The organism is Bradyrhizobium sp. MI1.7 (assembly GCF_055811795.1).
The window spans coordinates 36,864-51,339 of the sequence record NZ_JBVVPO010000031.1 but is presented as its reverse complement, the minus strand read 5'-3'; the positions used below and the strand labels follow the sequence as shown (position 1 = coordinate 51,339).

Genomic DNA, 14,476 nt, shown 5'->3' with positions numbered 1-14,476 from the left:
CACCGCACAAGGGCACGCTTCCATGGACCGACCTCCCGTTTCTCGCGGCTTCAAATCCAGGCGACAGGCACCCGAAGCCGCCCGGCTGCCGCCGGGTCAGTATCTGACGACCGACTTCCCGGTGCTGTCCGCCGGACCCACGCCGGATATCCGTGTCGCCGACTGGAAGATTGCGCTTCAACTCGGCGGATCGTTGCTGGGGAAATGGACCTGGGACGAATTCGAGGCACTGCCCCAGACCACGATCGCGGTCGACATTCACTGCGTCACCAAATGGACCAAGCTCAGCACGGTCTGGCAGGGCGTCAGCTTCGACGACCTTCTCAAGGTGGTCGGGCTGAGCGAGCCGCCGAACGCCTATGTCATGGCGCATTGCGACGGCGGATACACGACGAACCTTCCGGTGACCGACCTGGTCGCGGGAAAGGCGATGATCGCGACCCGCTATGAGGGCCTGCCGCTCGCCCCGGCGCACGGCGGCCCCGCGCGACTCCTGGTGCCGCATCTCTACTTCTGGAAGAGCGCAAAGTGGCTGCGAAGGCTCCGCTTCATGCCCAAGGACGAGCCCGGGTTCTGGGAATCGCGTGGTTATCACAATTATGGCGATCCCTGGCGGGAGCAGCGCTATGACGGCGACTGATGCGCCTCTGCAGCAGCCCAGCATCGCGTGGCAGACCGGTCGCGTGCAGGCCATCGTGACTGAGACAAGCCGGGTGAAGAGCATCATCCTGCAGCCGGCCAACTGGTCCGGGCACTGGCCCGGCCAGCACGTCGACATCCGTCTCACCGCCGATGACGGCTATCAGGCCGAACGAAGTTACTCGATCGCATCGCCTCCGGAAGAAAAGCTGCTCGCTCTCACCGTGGAACGGGTCGAGGACGGTGAGGTGTCGTCCTATCTCCTCGACGAATTGCAGGTTGGTGATGCTCTCGAATTTCGGGGGCCCATTGGGCTGCATTTCATCTGGAGTCAAACGCGCGGTGGACCGATTTGCCTGGTCGCGGGCGGTACCGGGATTACGCCTTTGATGGCCATGTTGCGCCACCGCAGGAGGTCGCTCGCACGCATACCGGCATCATTGATCTATTCGGCACGCAGCCTTGCCGAAATCGTGTATCGGGATGAACTCGCTACGATGGCTCGCGGCGATCGCGACCTCCGCCTGGTCTATGCGCTCACCCGCGAGCATCCGAGCGACTGGAACGGACATCGGGGACGGGTCAACGAGGCGCTGCTCGCAGAGAACAGCTTTACGCGCGAGCAGAATCCCACGTTCTTCATTTGCGGTCCCACCGGGTTTGTCGAGGGCATCTCGAGCATGCTCGTGAAGCTCGGCTTCGACCCTCTCGCCATAAGAACCGAGCGTTTCGGGCCAACAGGAGCATGATCGCCATGGCAGACAACATCGCCGACCTCATTCTTGGCGGTGACCCCGGCACACATTTGCTTCAAGAAGCCTTTGCCTTTGACATCACCCTGACGAAGATCCGGTGCGCGGCATGCAACACCGTGTCCTGCCTTGGCTCTCTCGCCGTCGACGGCGGGCCGCTGGAGGCGCTCGTCAAATGCGCCGATTGCGGAAGCGATCTGATGAAGGCGACGCGCACTCAGAGGGGATGTGTCCTTGAAATGCACGGTGCCCGGCACCTGTACTTCTGAATGCCGCGCCCGATCGCCCGCCAAGCCCCGAAATCAAAGACCCGCCATGCACGGTGAAGACATCCACCTCGCTGAAATCGAGCGCCAGATTGCCGCCACGGCGGCGAAGCTTCGCGAGCTGATTGAACAGTCGGCCTCACATGTCGCCGCGATGAGCGAAGAGCTCGTCGGCCAGCGAATTGACGATCAGGCCGCGCGGCTCGAGATTCTGATCAGGCGCCGCGACGAGCTCCTCAGAGCCAGATCTGGCGAAGACTGAAAAGGACGGCCGGGGCAGATCGGGAAGCGTCAGCCGTGAAATTTCAACCCGTCGACGATCTTGTCGATCACCTTGCGCTCGGCGCGCATCGAAATTCCAACCAGATTCAGGTCTGTGCGGGAAACGGCCTTCACGACCTCGCGGTTGGCGGCGTCGTGAGCGGTCCTGAACATGTCCTCGGTATAGAGCCCCGGCGTCACTCCGCGCGTCAGTGCGCGATCGAGCGCGCGAGATAGCGCCGCGCGGTCGGCGCCATAGATCAGGATGGGCTGGCCGATCAACGGCAGATATTTCGTCCCGGAGCCGTCTTCGTAGGGGTCGCCGATGCAGGCCGGAAAAGCCGCCGCGATCCCGCTGGCGAGGAAAGAGGCCACGTTCAGCTTCTGCCACGGCTCAAGGTCGGTGCGGACCACGACCGCGATCTTGGTGTCAAACTGCATGACGGTTTTGCCGCTATTCCTCAGCGCTCGCGAAGAGCGAAAGAGCCCTTACTCCATGCTTGCGCGCATCGAACGCTTTTGCAAGTGGGCCACTTCCGCGGACGGCCTTCGGGTGAAAACCAATTATATCGATTTCACCTCGCCGCCGTCCATCCGCAATGCCGAGCCGGTCATCCAGCGCGCGCCGGGCGATACGAGGAACGCCATCAACTCGGCAATCTCTTCCGGCTCACCGTAACGCGCGATCCCGGCGTCCTTGGGAAACTTCGCCGTGGCTTCCTCGACGGTCATGTTGTGCAGGGGCGCCCAGTGCTCGAGGTAGGAGCGGCGGCGGCCCGTCATCACCGGCCCCGGCAGGACGCTGTTGACCTGGACGCCATCGCTGATTCCCTTGTCGGAGAACGCCTTTGCCAAGGCGACGATTGCAGCGTTGATGGTGCCGACCGCGGCATAGGGCGCCTTGGGGAAAGAGGCCGAGTTTCCCGACATCAACACCACCGCCCCCTGCGCGGCCATGAGCGACGGCCAGGCGGCGATCGTGAGCCGCCGGGCGCCATGCAGCTTCAACGCCAGTCCGGCGTCCCACTGTGCTTCCGTCGTCTCGAACAGATCGACCTGAGGTACCGCGCCTGCGATATTGAGCAGGGCATCGATCCGGCCGAACGCCGCCAAGGTCTGGTCGACGACAGATTGAGCGGCACGAGGTTCGGCCAGATCGGCATCGATCACCAGCACCCCGGCGCCGGCGGCCCGGACCGCCCTTGCGGTGTCCTCGAGATTGGCGCGGTTTCGCGCGACCAGGGCAAGCGCCGAGAAATCGCGCGCCAGGCGTACCGCGGTCGCCCGGCCGATTCCCTGGCTCGCCCCCGTCACGATGGCGACTGATTTCGACATATGAACCCTCCCGAATACCAAGCTTGCAAATATCAGTCGCGAACAACGACCATCTTTCCGACTGCCTCGTTCGCCTCCATGACGCGATGCGCCTCGCGAATCTCGTCGAAGCGAAAGACCCGCGCCGGCTTGACGTCCAGCCGGCCGGCCGCCGCATCGGCGGCGATTTCCCGCAGCGGCACGTCGGAGAGCGGGAACCCGGGCGTGCCGAACACGAAGCTGCCGAAGAAGGTCAGGTAGACGCCGCTCGGCATCTGCAGCAGCGGGTTGAAATCCGGAATCGGATCAAGCCCGCCGAGCCAGCCGGCGAGACAGGAGCGGCCGCCGCGGCGAAGCATGGCGAGAGTGTCGAGCACGACGCTGTTGCCGACGAGGTCCAAGACTGCGTCGACCTGCTTCGCCTCGGGCAGATGCTTCGAGAGATCGCGCCGTTCGATTTCGCAGCGCGCGGCTCCGAGCTTCTCCAGCAGGGCAAAGCGTTCCCGGCTGCGCGTCGTCGCGATGACCCGCGCGCCGGCATTGACCGCAAGCTTGAGTGCGGCCTGACCGAACGAGGACGTCGCTCCGCGAATGACGAGAACCTGACCTTTCGCGAGATCGAGATTTCGGAAGAGACAGGTCCATGCCGTCGCGAAGGTTTCGGGGATCGCTGCGAGCTCGGCCCAGGGCAAATCCGCATCGATCGATGCGACGTTCGAGACCGGCGCACGCGTGTATTCGGCGTAGCTGCCGTTGATGGTTCGACCGAGACCGCCCATCAATGCGGCCACCTTGGCGCCCACCGGAAATTCTCCGCCCGGGCACGACTTGCCGAATCCCTTGACCTCGATGACGGCATGACCGAGCTGCGGCTCCGGCTCCGGAACGTCTCGATAGACGAGGCTGTCCAAGCCACCGAATTTTTCAAGAACGATGGCGCGCATGATGGCTCTCCCGACGTTTCTCGCGGCGAGGGAAGCGGCGGTTACCCATTCGAATTCAGCTGGCCAAGAAAATCACCGATCGAAGCTGCGATCTCCCGCGCGTGAGTCTCGAGCGCAAAGTGCCCTGTGTCGAAGAAGCGCACTTCGGCGCCCGGCATGTCGCGCTGAAACGCCGTCGCGCCCGCCGGCAGGAAAAAGGGATCGTTCTTGCCCCAGACCGCCAGGAAGGGCGGCTTGTGCTTGCGGAAGTAGGCCTGGAATTCCGGATACATGGCGACGTTGGTCCTGTAGTCGCCGAAGAGATCGAGCTGGATCTCGTCCGCGCCTGGGCGCTCGAGATAATGGTTGTCCAGCGTGAAGCCATCAGGGGAGATCAGGGAGGTGTCAGGCACCCCGTAGGTGTATTGCCAGACCGTCGTCTCCGGCGAAAGGAATGATCGCAGCACCGCCCGATTCGCTTGCGATGCATCTTGCCAGTAAGCCCGGATCGGGCTCCAGCCATCGCTCAATCCCTCCTCATAGGCATTGCCATTCTGCGAGATGATGGAAACGATGCGCTCGGGATGCCGAAGAGCCATCCGAAAGCCCGTCGGCGCGCCATAGTCGAAGACGTAGAGCGAGAAACGGGCGAGTCCGATGACTTCTGTGAACCGTTCGATCACCTGCGCCAACGCGGCAAACGTATATGCAAAGCTTTCGCGAGCCGGCATGTCGGACTGGCCGAACCCGGGCAGATCCGGCGCCACCAGTCGGAAGCGATCCGAGAGTGCCGGGATCAACTCGCGGAACATGTGGCCGGCCGTCGGAAATCCGTGCAGCAGCAGCAAGGCGGGCGCGTCAGCCCGGCCAGCCTCCCGGTAAAATACGTTCAGTCCGTCCACGTCCGCCTTGCGGTATCGAATGCTCGTCATCTGCGGTCCCTCCCTCGACACCTGTTGCGCCCGGTGAAATCGATGTTCCGATGGCAGCCGATCCGAGGCGGTCTCACCTGGACATTTCGTGGCTCGGGGCGATCCGGTTACAGACTTCCCGGGGATTTCTGCCCGTACGAGGCTGCCTGTCGCCTGCTCTGCCCGATCTATCGTGCCTCGGATCTATTCATTCGAACCCCCTGCGATAGTCCGTAGGAGTCCAACCCGTCGCTTTGCGAAAGGCGGAGCTGAAGGAGCTCGTTTGCGCATAGCCCAGGCTGAGTGCGATGTCCGTAATCGATACCGCGCGATCCGCCAGCCGCAGCTTGGCGAACTCCATGCGTCGCTGCACCTGATACTGGTAGGCCGGGATTCCGAACGACTTCTTGAAAGCGCGGCAGAAGTGGTGAACGCTGAGCCTGACGAGCTCGGCGAGCTTGAGGAGGCAGACCTGTTCTCCCAGATGCCCCTCGACGTACTCGACCACGACACGCTTCTGCCAACCCGCGAGACCTCCACGACTGACCGCTGCCGGTTCGCGAACAACATCGTGATCAGACCTGGAAAGCTCGTGGGCGAGCACGCCGCAGAGCGCTTCGAGGTAGGGCGCGCAATTCGTCTCGGCGCTCTCGATCGCCTTCTTCAATTTGGAGGCGGTTTCCCAGACCAGCGGATCCTCGAAGTATATTCTCGGCGCGAGCCCGGCCGCGCTGTCGTCGGACTTGTGAAGCGCGGCGGGATCGAAGTAGAGGAAGGTCACCTGCGCAGACGAGGCAGTCTCATGCCATTCCCGATAGGCGCGTCCCGCCGGGACAAAGGTCAGCCTGTGCTCGGAGCCGCGCAGCTTCGACGAGCAGAGGCCATCGATGGAGGTCTCACCGCTTTTCCGCGCTCCCTCGTTGTACAACGCCAGGAGATGTCTCGACCCCTGAAAGCGAAATTCAATCCTGTTGCCGACCGGGAGGTGAACGCTCTCCGAAAACCACCAGCGCCAGCCTATCCCAAGGCGCTTCACCGGCTCGGAAGGCGTTATGCTGACCGTCGGATGAAGCGCTGCGTCGGACGGCCTAGAAGACAGCGTCTCGTCCACCGGCCGGATTGGCGAAGCGGAGACCGCCATCCGTGGCGTGCTCTCACTCGAATTTGATACGTACATCCCCATCGTCGTCGCCCTGTTCTGTGCTCCGGATGGCCGCGTCCAATCGTCAACGAATTTCTGCACGGAGGAGATGCCCTGGTCGCCTGGATACGGGCGTTGAAGCCGCAAGCTGCACGTGACGTTACCTCTCCGGTCAAGACGCGCTGCCAACGCCGGCTGACAGCACCGCACAGGGGCAACATGCTTTTCATCGCCCCCGCGGACAATCTCACGCTTGTGCTGTTCCGGCCCATACTTAGGTATGGGTCGCGTGCATTGAAGGCGCCGAGATGATTCAGCACGAGATGCCAGTCCCGAAGCTTCAGCCCTGGAGTTGGAGCGCTTCTGCCATTCGGACGAGCATTGCCGCGGTTTTTGCCCCGAGCTTCCGCATCACGCTGCCACGATGCATCTTGACTGTCGCTTCGCTGATCGAGAGCTCGCTGGCGACCTGCTTGTTCATCAGACCGGATGCCACCAGCGTCATCACTTGCCGCTCGCGCGTGGTCAGGAGTGCAAACTTCTCCTGCAACTGCGTCAGGTGCGCGCTGTCGTCGCGCCGATCGATGTCCTTTCGGATCGCGGCCGTGATCGCATCGAGAAGGTCCTGATCCCGTATCGGCTTGGTGAGAAAATCGACCGCCCCCAGCTTCATGCCTCTTACCGACATGGGAATGTCGCCAAAGGCGGTCATCAGGATCACCGGGATTCCGACATTGATTTTCGTCAGGTACTCCTGCAGCTCCAAGCCACTCGTGCCGGGCAATCTGACATCGAGCACCAGGCACGCAGGGGCATCCGACAGTTCGACCTTGAGGAAATCCGAGGCTGATCCGTACAGGGCGACCTTGTAGTGCAGGGACTCGAGCAGATCGCCAAGGGACTCGCGAACCGCGCGGTCATCGTCGACGATATGAACAACGCCGGAAGGAGGCATGTCTACCGGCTTTCCGACGTCTGAACCGCCTGGCGAAGCGGGAGAGCGAAGGTGAACTTCGCTCCGCACCTCCCGTTTTCTTCCACCCATAGCTGTCCTCCGTGGAGTTTCACTATCTTGCGGCAGATCGACAGTCCCAGACCGAGTCCCGCTCCCTTCGTCGTGTAGAGCGTCTCGAAGACCCGCTCTCTATCAGCCGGGCTGATGCCGCCCCCCGTATCCGCGATTGCCACGGAAATCATACCATCGGCGACCCCCGAAGAGAGGGCCAAAATGCGGTTCCCGTCCTCGACCCCGGCCATGGCCTCGATCGCGTTGCGCACGAGGTTGAGGGCGACCTGCTGGACCTGAACACGGTCTGCTTCGACACGCGGCGATGATCGATCGAAGTCGGTACGGACGATGACCCCGGCTCGCTCGATTTCCCTGTTCGACAGAAGCAGAACCTCCGCAACCGCATCGTTGATATCGAACTCGGCAAAATGGACCTGCGTGCCCCGCACGAGAGAGCGGACCCCGGTCACAACCTCCGCAGCTCGACGTGCCTGTCTGATGATGCGTGCGACCGATTTGCGGGCCTCCGCGGCCTGAACGGGATCCCGGGCGAGCCACCGGAGGCAAGCTTCCGCGCTCATGATCATGCCCGTCAGCGGCTGGTCGATCTCGTGAATGATCGAGCCGGCGAGCTCGCCAAGGGACGTCAGACCCGTCGCACGCGCAAGCTCGTTTCGCGCGTCGGCGAGAGCCTGCTCCGCCGCCTTCCGTTGCGAGACATCCGTGATGATGCCTTCCAGCTCGAGGTCTCCCGTGGGCCCCTCATCGAATTGCCCAACGGCGACGACATGCAACGTCTTGCCGTCCCGGTGGATCACGCGGTACTCGTGGGTGAATGGCGACTTCGTGCTGATCGCCTCGGTGAGGTCTTGCTCCAGCGCGGGATAATCCTCGGGATGGACCCGGCTCCTGAACACCTCGAAGGGCACGGGGTTCACGTCCAGGTCGATATCCAGGATGCGGTAACATTCGCGCGATCCGCGCGAGAGCAGGGTCCGCGTGTTCCAGCGATAGCTGCCCATCCCGCCGATCTGCTGCCCTCTGACCATCCACATATTGGTCTCGCGCAGCGCCTCGAACAGGCGGACGGATTCGAATGAGACGGCGGCCTGATTGGCCAGCATGGATGTCACCCAGACGCATCGCGGCGTGAAGATCTCCGCATCTCCATCCGCTTCGAGATAGAGAACGCCGATCGCCCAGTGCTGGTGAATCAACGGCAGGCACAGCTGCGCTATCTTTCCAGACGGCGGGTTCGCGGGATCGATCAGTGCGGAGCTCTCCGCGCCGGCTTGCCTCACGACCGTTTGCTTTCGATCGAGCACCTCTTCGGCAAGGTCGCTCGGCAGGCGGAATTCGGCGTGCGGCGGGAAGGAGGCAAGGAAGTTCGCCCTCTCGCGCGGGAAGCTCGCATCGGCCTTGGCAAGCAGCTCTCTTTGCCCGCTGAGCAGGATCGCCCCCCGACTGGCCCCGGAGTAGCTCAGCGCCTCCATGAGGAGAGCCTTGGCCAATCCCTGATAGCTGATTTCTCTCGAGATAATCTGAAACGCCTTTGCGACCAGATCGAGTTCGTGCGTCTCGTTATCAAGCCTCATACTGAGATGTCTCGTCGTGAAAATCATTTCCAGACGTCTCGACGCATCACCCCGCCGCTTGCGTATCGAGGGGTGGGACGAGGCGCGTCAGTACGCCGCAACATGTAACGGGACTTGCGAACGTTGCCAAGTTTGGTCGCGAGAGCCGCGGTTCACGAGCCCGCGCCGTGCACGTCGTTGCGCATTGCCCCGATTTTTTTCGAAGCAGCTGTAACCGATGCGACGTTTGCTCCGAATGTCTACGAAAGTGCGGAGCAGCGGCAGTGCGCCCCGCTGGCCGTCGGCATGACTCGCCTGCTGTTCAGGCCCGATCGGGGCGTCGAGACACTGCCGCGCAGGCCTGCATCGGCAAGGAAACAGGAATGATGACCGCGGACTCTCCGAAGACAAAACGCCTGAATGCCCTCTCGGACGCGGTTTTTGCAGTCGTTATTACAATTCTCGCCCTGGACCTGCGCCCGCCGCACGCTCCGAGCCTCAATGCTCTGTTCGAACTCTGGCCGACCGTCATCGGCTACGCAGTCAGCTATCTCTTCATCGCCATCGTCTGGGTGAACCATCACCATCTTCTGCACTATGCCAGCGCGGCGACGCCCCGATTGATCTGGGGAAACTTCGCTCATCTGTTTTCCGTATCGCTGCTGCCGTTCTCGACAGCCTGGATCGCGAGCTCAAAGCTGGCGCCGCTGCCCGTCACCGTCTACGCCGGCGTATTCGCCCTGGTGAACGCGACCTATCTGCTGCTGTGCTGGGAAGCCGTCGACCGGCCGGCGATCGAGGCGATCCCGGACAAGGCGCGCATGATGATGCGGATGCGATCCTTGACCACCCTGTTCGGCTTCCTCGCCGCGGCGGCCGTCTCGTTGCACTATCCCATTCTCGCGCTGGCCATGATCTGCATCTGCCTTGCCGTGTATCTCAAGCCTCAGGTCTCAGGACACGGGCCGCATCTTGCTTCAGCAGATACAACGATACCGCAAGCAGCACGACATCCTTCATCAGGAACGGAACGTTACCCGTCATCGCCGGAAAGCCGCCTGCAGCAGCGTCCCAACCGTCCGGCATAAACGGAATGATCGTGACTGTTGCGATGAAGGTACCGGTCGATCCAAGGGCGCCCAGAATGCCGAGCCGCTTGCTCCAGAAGCCCGCGAATATCAAAGCACCAAAGGTCCATTCGGCGACGCCGAGGAACCAGCTGGCGCCTTGATGGCCGAACGCGGGATAGAGCCACCAGATCAGCGGACCGTTGCTGATGAAGGGGTCCAGGCGGTCCGCCTCGTACGCCCACCATTTCTGGTAGCCGAAGAAGAAGAACAGGATCACCATCGACGCCCGGACGATGTGGTAATCCAGGTCTCCCGCAAGCAGCCCCGATATCGGCAGCCTGCTTGCGAACGATTTGCGCTGGGCTCTCGCCAATGTACTCATGGTGCCGATCCTCCTGATCCTAACTGACAGGCCCTTGCGCGGTCAGCGCCTGACCGAGATCGATCAGAAGCCGGCAGACAAGGCCGTCGGGTGCGAAGTCGAGATCGACCTGCGCGCCCGGCAGGGCCCTTGCGATCAGTTGCGTGCCAAAGCCCTTGCGTACTGGCTTGGTCACAATCGGTCCGCCGCGCTCGCGCCACTGGATCGCAAGACCTTGTCCGCCGAGATAGGGCGGGCTTTCCCAGATCACCTCGACGGCTCCTGCCGTCGATGTCAGCGCGCCGTACTTGCTCGCGTTGGTAACCAGCTCGTGAATGATGACGTGCAGCGCCAAGGCGATGTGCGGCTCCAGTGTGAGGTCCGGCCCCGCGAGCAGAATGCGGCCTCTGTGAAACATCGCGTGCGGCTTGAGCGTTCGCTCCAGCATCGCCGCGAGAGACACGCGCTGCTCTCCCGCGGATTCGATCATCCTGTAGGCGTCGGACAGGGTCGCGATCCGTGCCGAGAGCGCCTCGCGAAAATCGGCGGTCGTATTCGCATCGGTGTTGTTCACGAAGCACAGAACGATGCTGAGGATATTGCGCATGCGATGCTGCAATTCCCTGACGACAAGCTCGAGCTCGTCATCCCGGATCGGGGCGATCCGCTCAAAGTGCGCGCACCCGCTTCCGCCGTCGTGGAACGAACCGGTGACAGTGTGCCTCATGTGCAGACCTATCGCTGTTTGCTGAACCGGATTTCGATCAACATCCGCGGCAGATTTTCAGCTTCTTGTCGAGATCTGCGTCCAGACCTTCCAGTTTCCGGTTGAAGTCGGTAATGCGCTTCTGCAACGCATCCTCGGCGACTGAATTCGGCATGAATTCATTGCCGCGCGGCTGCACCTGGACGGTCTCAGCCGGGCTCGGCGCTTTCGGCGACGGCGCCGGGAGCGGATCTGCCAGGGCGGTTAGAGGAATGGCGGCGAAGCTCAGGATGAGGGATGAACGGAGTTGCATGGTCGCGCCTCAACGCAGTTGATTGCCGTGATGACGCGCACATTATGCAGCATGTGTACGAGCCTCGCTGTTCGTGGATTGCGCCGATTGAGGCGATATTGTTGGAAATGATTCCGTCTGCGCCCCGATTCATCCTAGGGTGCCGCCGGCGCGGGCCTTTGCTCCGCGAGAATGACCGAGAAGAGCCCGCTGTCGTCAGTCCAATCGGCGACGGGATGCCATCCGCCGGCCTGCAGCAGGACGAAGGCATCCCTCCGCCCGTATTTGAGGCTGTTCTCCGTGTGGATGGTCTCGCCCTTCGACAACGAGAAGACGCGACCGTCGACCTCGAAGCGGACGTCGCGCGTGGCTTCCAGATGCATCTCGATACGCGCCTCCGCATCATTCCAGCGCGCCAAATGGCGAAACGCGCCCAGGGGAATCGAGCCGCCCAGCTCGCGGTTGATCCGGTGCAAGAGGTTGAGATTGAATGCGGCCGTCAGCCCTTGCGCGTCGTCATATGCTGGCAGCAGAACATCCTGATCCTTGATACGGTCGATGCCGATCAGCAGCATCGATCCGGCACCCAGGGTCACCGCCATCGCCCGCAACAGGTCGACCGCCGCAGGCACAGTGAGGTTTCCGATCGTCGACCCCGGAAAGAAGCCGAGGCGCGCAGTCGAGGCAATCTCGTCCGGCAGCGCAAAGGGATAGGTGAAATCGGCCTCGGTTGGATAGATCGGCAGTCCCGGGAATGCATGCGACAAGCCTACCGCAACCTCCCGGAGGAATTCGCCCGAGATGTCGATCGGCACATAGGCAGAAGGCTCCGTCTCTGCCAGCAACAGTCGCGTCTTTGCCGACGAGCCTGAGCCGAATTCTATGACTGCGCGGCCCGGCCCCGCGAGCGCGGCGATTTCCGATGCTGCGGACGCAAGGATCGATCGCTCGGTTCGTGTCGGGTAGTATTCGGGCAGCAGCGTGATGGCTTCAAACAGAGCCGATCCGCGGCGGTCATAAAGCCATCTCGCCGGAATTGCCTTTGGCGCGAGGCTCAGCCCTTCCATGATGTCATAGCGGAACGCCGCCGTCAGGTCGGCCACCGTAGATCGCATTTCGTTCTGGAGTTGAAGCAATTTCGGCTTTCCTTCGCACGACGTCTCGGTCGGCCCGGCCCGCGGCCGCAATGACGTCAGGATACCAATGTGGACAATTTCTTCAGGCCGCGATGGATATTGATCTTGACCAGGGCCGCCGACTGTCCGGTCGCACCGGCCGCTCGCGCGATGCTCAGACCATTAAGCTTCACGAGGCGGATCACGGTCTCTTGCGCAGGCTTCAACCGGCCAAGCAGCTGGTCCAGCGCAGCAGCGCTGATCGCGGCACCTTCGTGATCCTCGATTGCGATGTCTTCGTCGAGCGCGAGCGCGCTGTAGCGAGACGCATCGCGCACGCGATCGACCCATTTGTAGCGGGCAATCGCCGTAACCCAGGCGCCGAAGGGCTTCGAGGCCGCGAACGTGTGGCGTTTCGCGTGAATGGCCAGGAGCACCTCCTGCCTCGCATCGTCGGCGGCGGGATAGGGAAGCCGGCGCGCGTAGTAAGCCCGAAGCCACAGATCCAGCTCCCGCAGCAATCGCTCATATGCGTCTCCATCCCCTGCTCGCGCCGCAAGCAGAAGCCGGCCCCATCGCTCCGAACAATCGTTCCATCTCTCCCAACGGGCCGCCCTCCGGCGATCATGTCGCGGCGAATCCATATCCCCCCGGGGGCGTGCACGCCCCGGATCGTCGCCGCCAGACGATTGCGTCGCCATAGAGGACGTGATGTCGTCAGCCGAGAGCGCTTTCATCTTCGAAGGCTCCTGTCGAGACACTCAAGCAGCGCGCTCGTTTCGAACGGCTTTCTGAGAAGGCAGAATGCGCCGATCGAGGCCGCTTCGGCGTCCAGCTGCTTGTGAGGAAGCGCGGTAATGAGAATCACCGGCGCTCCGACCTTCTGCTGCTGGAGCTCGCGAACGAGGTTGAGCCCACCCATTCCAGGCATGTGAACGTCGGCAATGATGCAGTCGAAGCTGAACCGGCCGGCGTAGCTCAGCAGCGCTTCGGCCCTGTCAAACGGCTCGGAGCGGTAGCCGATCGATCGCATCAGATCCACCAAAGACAGGCACAGGGCCTCGTCGTCATCGACGACACCTACGTAAGGGACCTTCACCTGACTTACCCTCGCAAGACGCGATCATCATCGAAACGCGATCGCAACACGGGCGATTGAAGCGCAAGCCGCTCTCCAGTTGACCAGGCGGCTGCTGTCGTGACGTTCGATGCTTGTTCGCGAGAGGCACATGTTCGGTCTCCCCAACTGAGGAAAATCCAGTAGCTGCGCCAGGATCGGTTGCGCATGTCGGCCTCGAGCATGCGTTCGGTGGGTGCCTCCGACAATCTCGCGATTGTGATGCACAGACCCATACTTTGGTATGGGTTTGCGGCGCCAAGAGCGAGCCACCGAGGGCGACGCGATGTCAGGCCACGCCGATCCCGGTCGCCTGCGGCCGAACAGCGCAAGTTTGAGAAATGCACGATAACCCGCGCACAGCGCGCCCTTCGAAGCTTGGCTACCGTTCAGATCGCGACAGACGTCGACGCCGCCCTTGGCGCCAATCCGCGACCTCGAGGATGAGACGACATCAGATGGACCATCTCATAAAGAAGCTGTCCGAGCTCGATCTGGTCAGAGGCGATTTTGACTACCATGTCACGCGTGTGGCGATGATCGTCGTCTTCTTCGTCTTCAGCTGCCAGAAATGGTTCGACTACGAAGCGCACGCGTTGATTCCGTTCATCAGCAATGGTCCGCTGATCTTCTGGCTGTATCCGGTGTTTGGCGTGCGCGGCGCGGCCTACTTCCTGGGTTCAGCGGAATTGTTGTTTGGATTGCTTCTTCTGCTCGGCTTCTGGAGCAGAAGAGTGGCGATCCTGGGATCGCTGGGTTCATGCGCGACCTATGTCGCCACCGTGACGATCATTCCGTTTTTCCCCGATGCCTGGCCCGCGCCGGCCGGCGGATTTCCTGCGGCCACGTTGCCGTTCCTCTTCCTCATGAAGGATGTCGTACTGCTTGCGGCTTCCGTCTATCTGCTCAAGCGTGACCTCCTCCGGGCAGCAGCCGACGTGTCACCGGCTCAGAACGGGATTGTTCGACAGGAAGCGATGCAATAGTGCCGGTTGGCACTGGAAGAGCAGGATCAGCGTGCCGGG

At 62.2% G+C, this 14,476-nt stretch carries 18 protein-coding genes and 1 pseudogene; 6 read left to right on the top strand and 13 right to left on the bottom strand.

All coding sequences use genetic code 11. The features are described 5' to 3' along the window. Positions 1-22: 22 nt before the first annotated feature. Genes AC0L3X_RS25795 through AC0L3X_RS25780 form a run of 4 tightly spaced genes read left to right on the top strand, consistent with a single transcriptional unit; the run spans position 23 to position 1,919 of the window. Entirely contained in the window at positions 23-640 is a 618-nt protein-coding gene (locus tag AC0L3X_RS25795; protein ID WP_063980890.1) for a sulfite oxidase-like oxidoreductase, read from the top strand. Beyond that, positions 627-1,388, top strand: a complete 762-nt coding sequence (locus AC0L3X_RS25790) for a ferredoxin reductase (RefSeq protein ID WP_063980889.1) — start codon at positions 627-629, stop codon at positions 1,386-1,388. The genes AC0L3X_RS25795 and AC0L3X_RS25790 overlap by 14 nt, the downstream gene beginning before the upstream one ends. 5 nt (positions 1,389-1,393) lie before the next feature. Beyond that, positions 1,394-1,660: a DUF6510 family protein gene (locus AC0L3X_RS25785; protein WP_224517587.1), complete on the top strand. Its 267-nt coding sequence runs from the start codon at positions 1,394-1,396 to the stop codon at positions 1,658-1,660. Next, entirely contained in the window at positions 1,626-1,919 is a 294-nt protein-coding gene (locus tag AC0L3X_RS25780) for a hypothetical protein (protein WP_187387914.1), read from the top strand. Before AC0L3X_RS25785 ends, AC0L3X_RS25780 begins: the two co-directional genes overlap by 35 nt. A 29-nt stretch (positions 1,920-1,948) precedes the next feature. Here the strand turns inward: AC0L3X_RS25780 and AC0L3X_RS25775 are convergent, their stop codons facing one another. The 7 genes from AC0L3X_RS25775 to AC0L3X_RS25745 form a co-directional block, all read right to left on the bottom strand. Further along, positions 1,949-2,359 carry a DUF2000 family protein gene (locus AC0L3X_RS25775; protein ID WP_063980886.1) on the bottom strand — a complete coding sequence of 137 codons (411 nt, stop codon included), beginning with the start codon at positions 2,357-2,359 and terminating at the stop codon, positions 1,949-1,951. Between the two features lie 123 nt (positions 2,360-2,482). Next, positions 2,483-3,253: an SDR family oxidoreductase gene (locus AC0L3X_RS25770; RefSeq protein ID WP_063980885.1), complete on the bottom strand. Its 771-nt coding sequence runs from the start codon at positions 3,251-3,253 to the stop codon at positions 2,483-2,485. Between the two features lie 32 nt (positions 3,254-3,285). Then, positions 3,286-4,176: a zinc-binding dehydrogenase gene (locus AC0L3X_RS25765; protein WP_063980884.1), complete on the bottom strand. Its 891-nt coding sequence runs from the start codon at positions 4,174-4,176 to the stop codon at positions 3,286-3,288. Positions 4,177-4,217: 41 nt separating this feature from the next. Further along, positions 4,218-5,087, bottom strand: coding sequence for an alpha/beta fold hydrolase (locus tag AC0L3X_RS25760; RefSeq protein ID WP_063980883.1), 870 nt, complete (start codon positions 5,085-5,087; stop codon positions 4,218-4,220). A gap of 187 nt (positions 5,088-5,274) precedes the next feature. Further along, positions 5,275-6,177, bottom strand: coding sequence for a helix-turn-helix transcriptional regulator (locus AC0L3X_RS25755; RefSeq protein ID WP_231143842.1), 903 nt, complete (start codon positions 6,175-6,177; stop codon positions 5,275-5,277). A gap of 370 nt (positions 6,178-6,547) precedes the next feature. After that, a complete protein-coding gene (locus AC0L3X_RS25750) occupies positions 6,548-7,162 on the bottom strand; it encodes a response regulator transcription factor (protein ID WP_063980882.1) in 615 nt (204 codons plus the stop codon). A 2-nt stretch (positions 7,163-7,164) separates the two neighbouring features. Then, positions 7,165-8,811, bottom strand: a complete 1,647-nt coding sequence (locus AC0L3X_RS25745) for an ATP-binding protein (RefSeq protein ID WP_063980881.1) — start codon at positions 8,809-8,811, stop codon at positions 7,165-7,167. A gap of 362 nt (positions 8,812-9,173) precedes the next feature. Here AC0L3X_RS25745 and AC0L3X_RS25740 point away from each other — a divergent pair. Then, positions 9,174-9,446, top strand: a pseudogene (locus AC0L3X_RS25740) (TMEM175 family protein); the annotation flags it as partial. Positions 9,447-9,729: 283 nt separating this feature from the next. Here the strand turns inward: AC0L3X_RS25740 and AC0L3X_RS25735 are convergent. From AC0L3X_RS25735 to AC0L3X_RS25710, 6 genes are all read right to left on the bottom strand, one after another. Further along, positions 9,730-10,242: a YkgB family protein gene (locus AC0L3X_RS25735; RefSeq protein WP_084794953.1), complete on the bottom strand. Its 513-nt coding sequence runs from the start codon at positions 10,240-10,242 to the stop codon at positions 9,730-9,732. Positions 10,243-10,261: 19 nt separating this feature from the next. Further along, positions 10,262-10,948, bottom strand: a complete 687-nt coding sequence (locus AC0L3X_RS25730; protein WP_063980879.1) for a sensor histidine kinase — start codon at positions 10,946-10,948, stop codon at positions 10,262-10,264. A gap of 37 nt (positions 10,949-10,985) precedes the next feature. After that, a complete protein-coding gene (locus AC0L3X_RS25725) occupies positions 10,986-11,240 on the bottom strand; it encodes a hypothetical protein (RefSeq protein ID WP_063980878.1) in 255 nt (84 codons plus the stop codon). Positions 11,241-11,374: 134 nt separating this feature from the next. Beyond that, positions 11,375-12,322, bottom strand: coding sequence for an L-histidine N(alpha)-methyltransferase (gene egtD, locus AC0L3X_RS25720; RefSeq protein WP_283017982.1), 948 nt, complete (start codon positions 12,320-12,322; stop codon positions 11,375-11,377). A gap of 89 nt (positions 12,323-12,411) precedes the next feature. After that, on the bottom strand, positions 12,412-12,855 hold the full coding sequence (locus tag AC0L3X_RS25715; protein WP_231143841.1) for a sigma-70 family RNA polymerase sigma factor: 444 nt from the start codon (positions 12,853-12,855) through the stop codon (positions 12,412-12,414). 212 nt (positions 12,856-13,067) lie between these two features. Beyond that, entirely contained in the window at positions 13,068-13,433 is a 366-nt protein-coding gene (locus tag AC0L3X_RS25710; protein ID WP_063980875.1) for a response regulator transcription factor, read from the bottom strand. 476 nt (positions 13,434-13,909) lie between these two features. On the opposite strand from AC0L3X_RS25710, the gene AC0L3X_RS25705 reads away from it, so the two are divergent. Next, positions 13,910-14,437 carry a YkgB family protein gene (locus AC0L3X_RS25705; protein WP_063980874.1) on the top strand — a complete coding sequence of 176 codons (528 nt, stop codon included), beginning with the start codon at positions 13,910-13,912 and terminating at the stop codon, positions 14,435-14,437. Positions 14,438-14,476 lie beyond the last annotated feature (39 nt).

Bases quoted from the DNA above. Each gene is read 5' to 3' on its own strand.
- AC0L3X_RS25745 (WP_063980881.1), bottom strand. From the start codon at position 8,811: ATGAGGCTTGATAACGAGACGCACGAACTCGATCTGGTCGCAAAGGCG.
- AC0L3X_RS25725 (WP_063980878.1), bottom strand. From the start codon at position 11,240: ATGCAACTCCGTTCATCCCTCATCCTGAGCTTCGCCGCCATTCCTCTA.
- AC0L3X_RS25795 (WP_063980890.1), top strand. From the start codon at position 23: ATGGACCGACCTCCCGTTTCTCGCGGCTTCAAATCCAGGCGACAGGCA.
- AC0L3X_RS25785 (WP_224517587.1), top strand. From the start codon at position 1,394: ATGGCAGACAACATCGCCGACCTCATTCTTGGCGGTGACCCCGGCACA.
- AC0L3X_RS25760 (WP_063980883.1), bottom strand. From the start codon at position 5,087: ATGACGAGCATTCGATACCGCAAGGCGGACGTGGACGGACTGAACGTA.
- AC0L3X_RS25765 (WP_063980884.1), bottom strand. From the start codon at position 4,176: ATGCGCGCCATCGTTCTTGAAAAATTCGGTGGCTTGGACAGCCTCGTC.
- AC0L3X_RS25750 (WP_063980882.1), bottom strand. From the start codon at position 7,162: ATGCCTCCTTCCGGCGTTGTTCATATCGTCGACGATGACCGCGCGGTT.
- AC0L3X_RS25775 (WP_063980886.1), bottom strand. From the start codon at position 2,359: ATGCAGTTTGACACCAAGATCGCGGTCGTGGTCCGCACCGACCTTGAG.
- AC0L3X_RS25770 (WP_063980885.1), bottom strand. From the start codon at position 3,253: ATGTCGAAATCAGTCGCCATCGTGACGGGGGCGAGCCAGGGAATCGGC.
- AC0L3X_RS25705 (WP_063980874.1), top strand. From the start codon at position 13,910: ATGGACCATCTCATAAAGAAGCTGTCCGAGCTCGATCTGGTCAGAGGC.
- AC0L3X_RS25730 (WP_063980879.1), bottom strand. From the start codon at position 10,948: ATGAGGCACACTGTCACCGGTTCGTTCCACGACGGCGGAAGCGGGTGC.
- AC0L3X_RS25790 (WP_063980889.1), top strand. From the start codon at position 627: ATGACGGCGACTGATGCGCCTCTGCAGCAGCCCAGCATCGCGTGGCAG.
- AC0L3X_RS25735 (WP_084794953.1), bottom strand. From the start codon at position 10,242: ATGAGTACATTGGCGAGAGCCCAGCGCAAATCGTTCGCAAGCAGGCTG.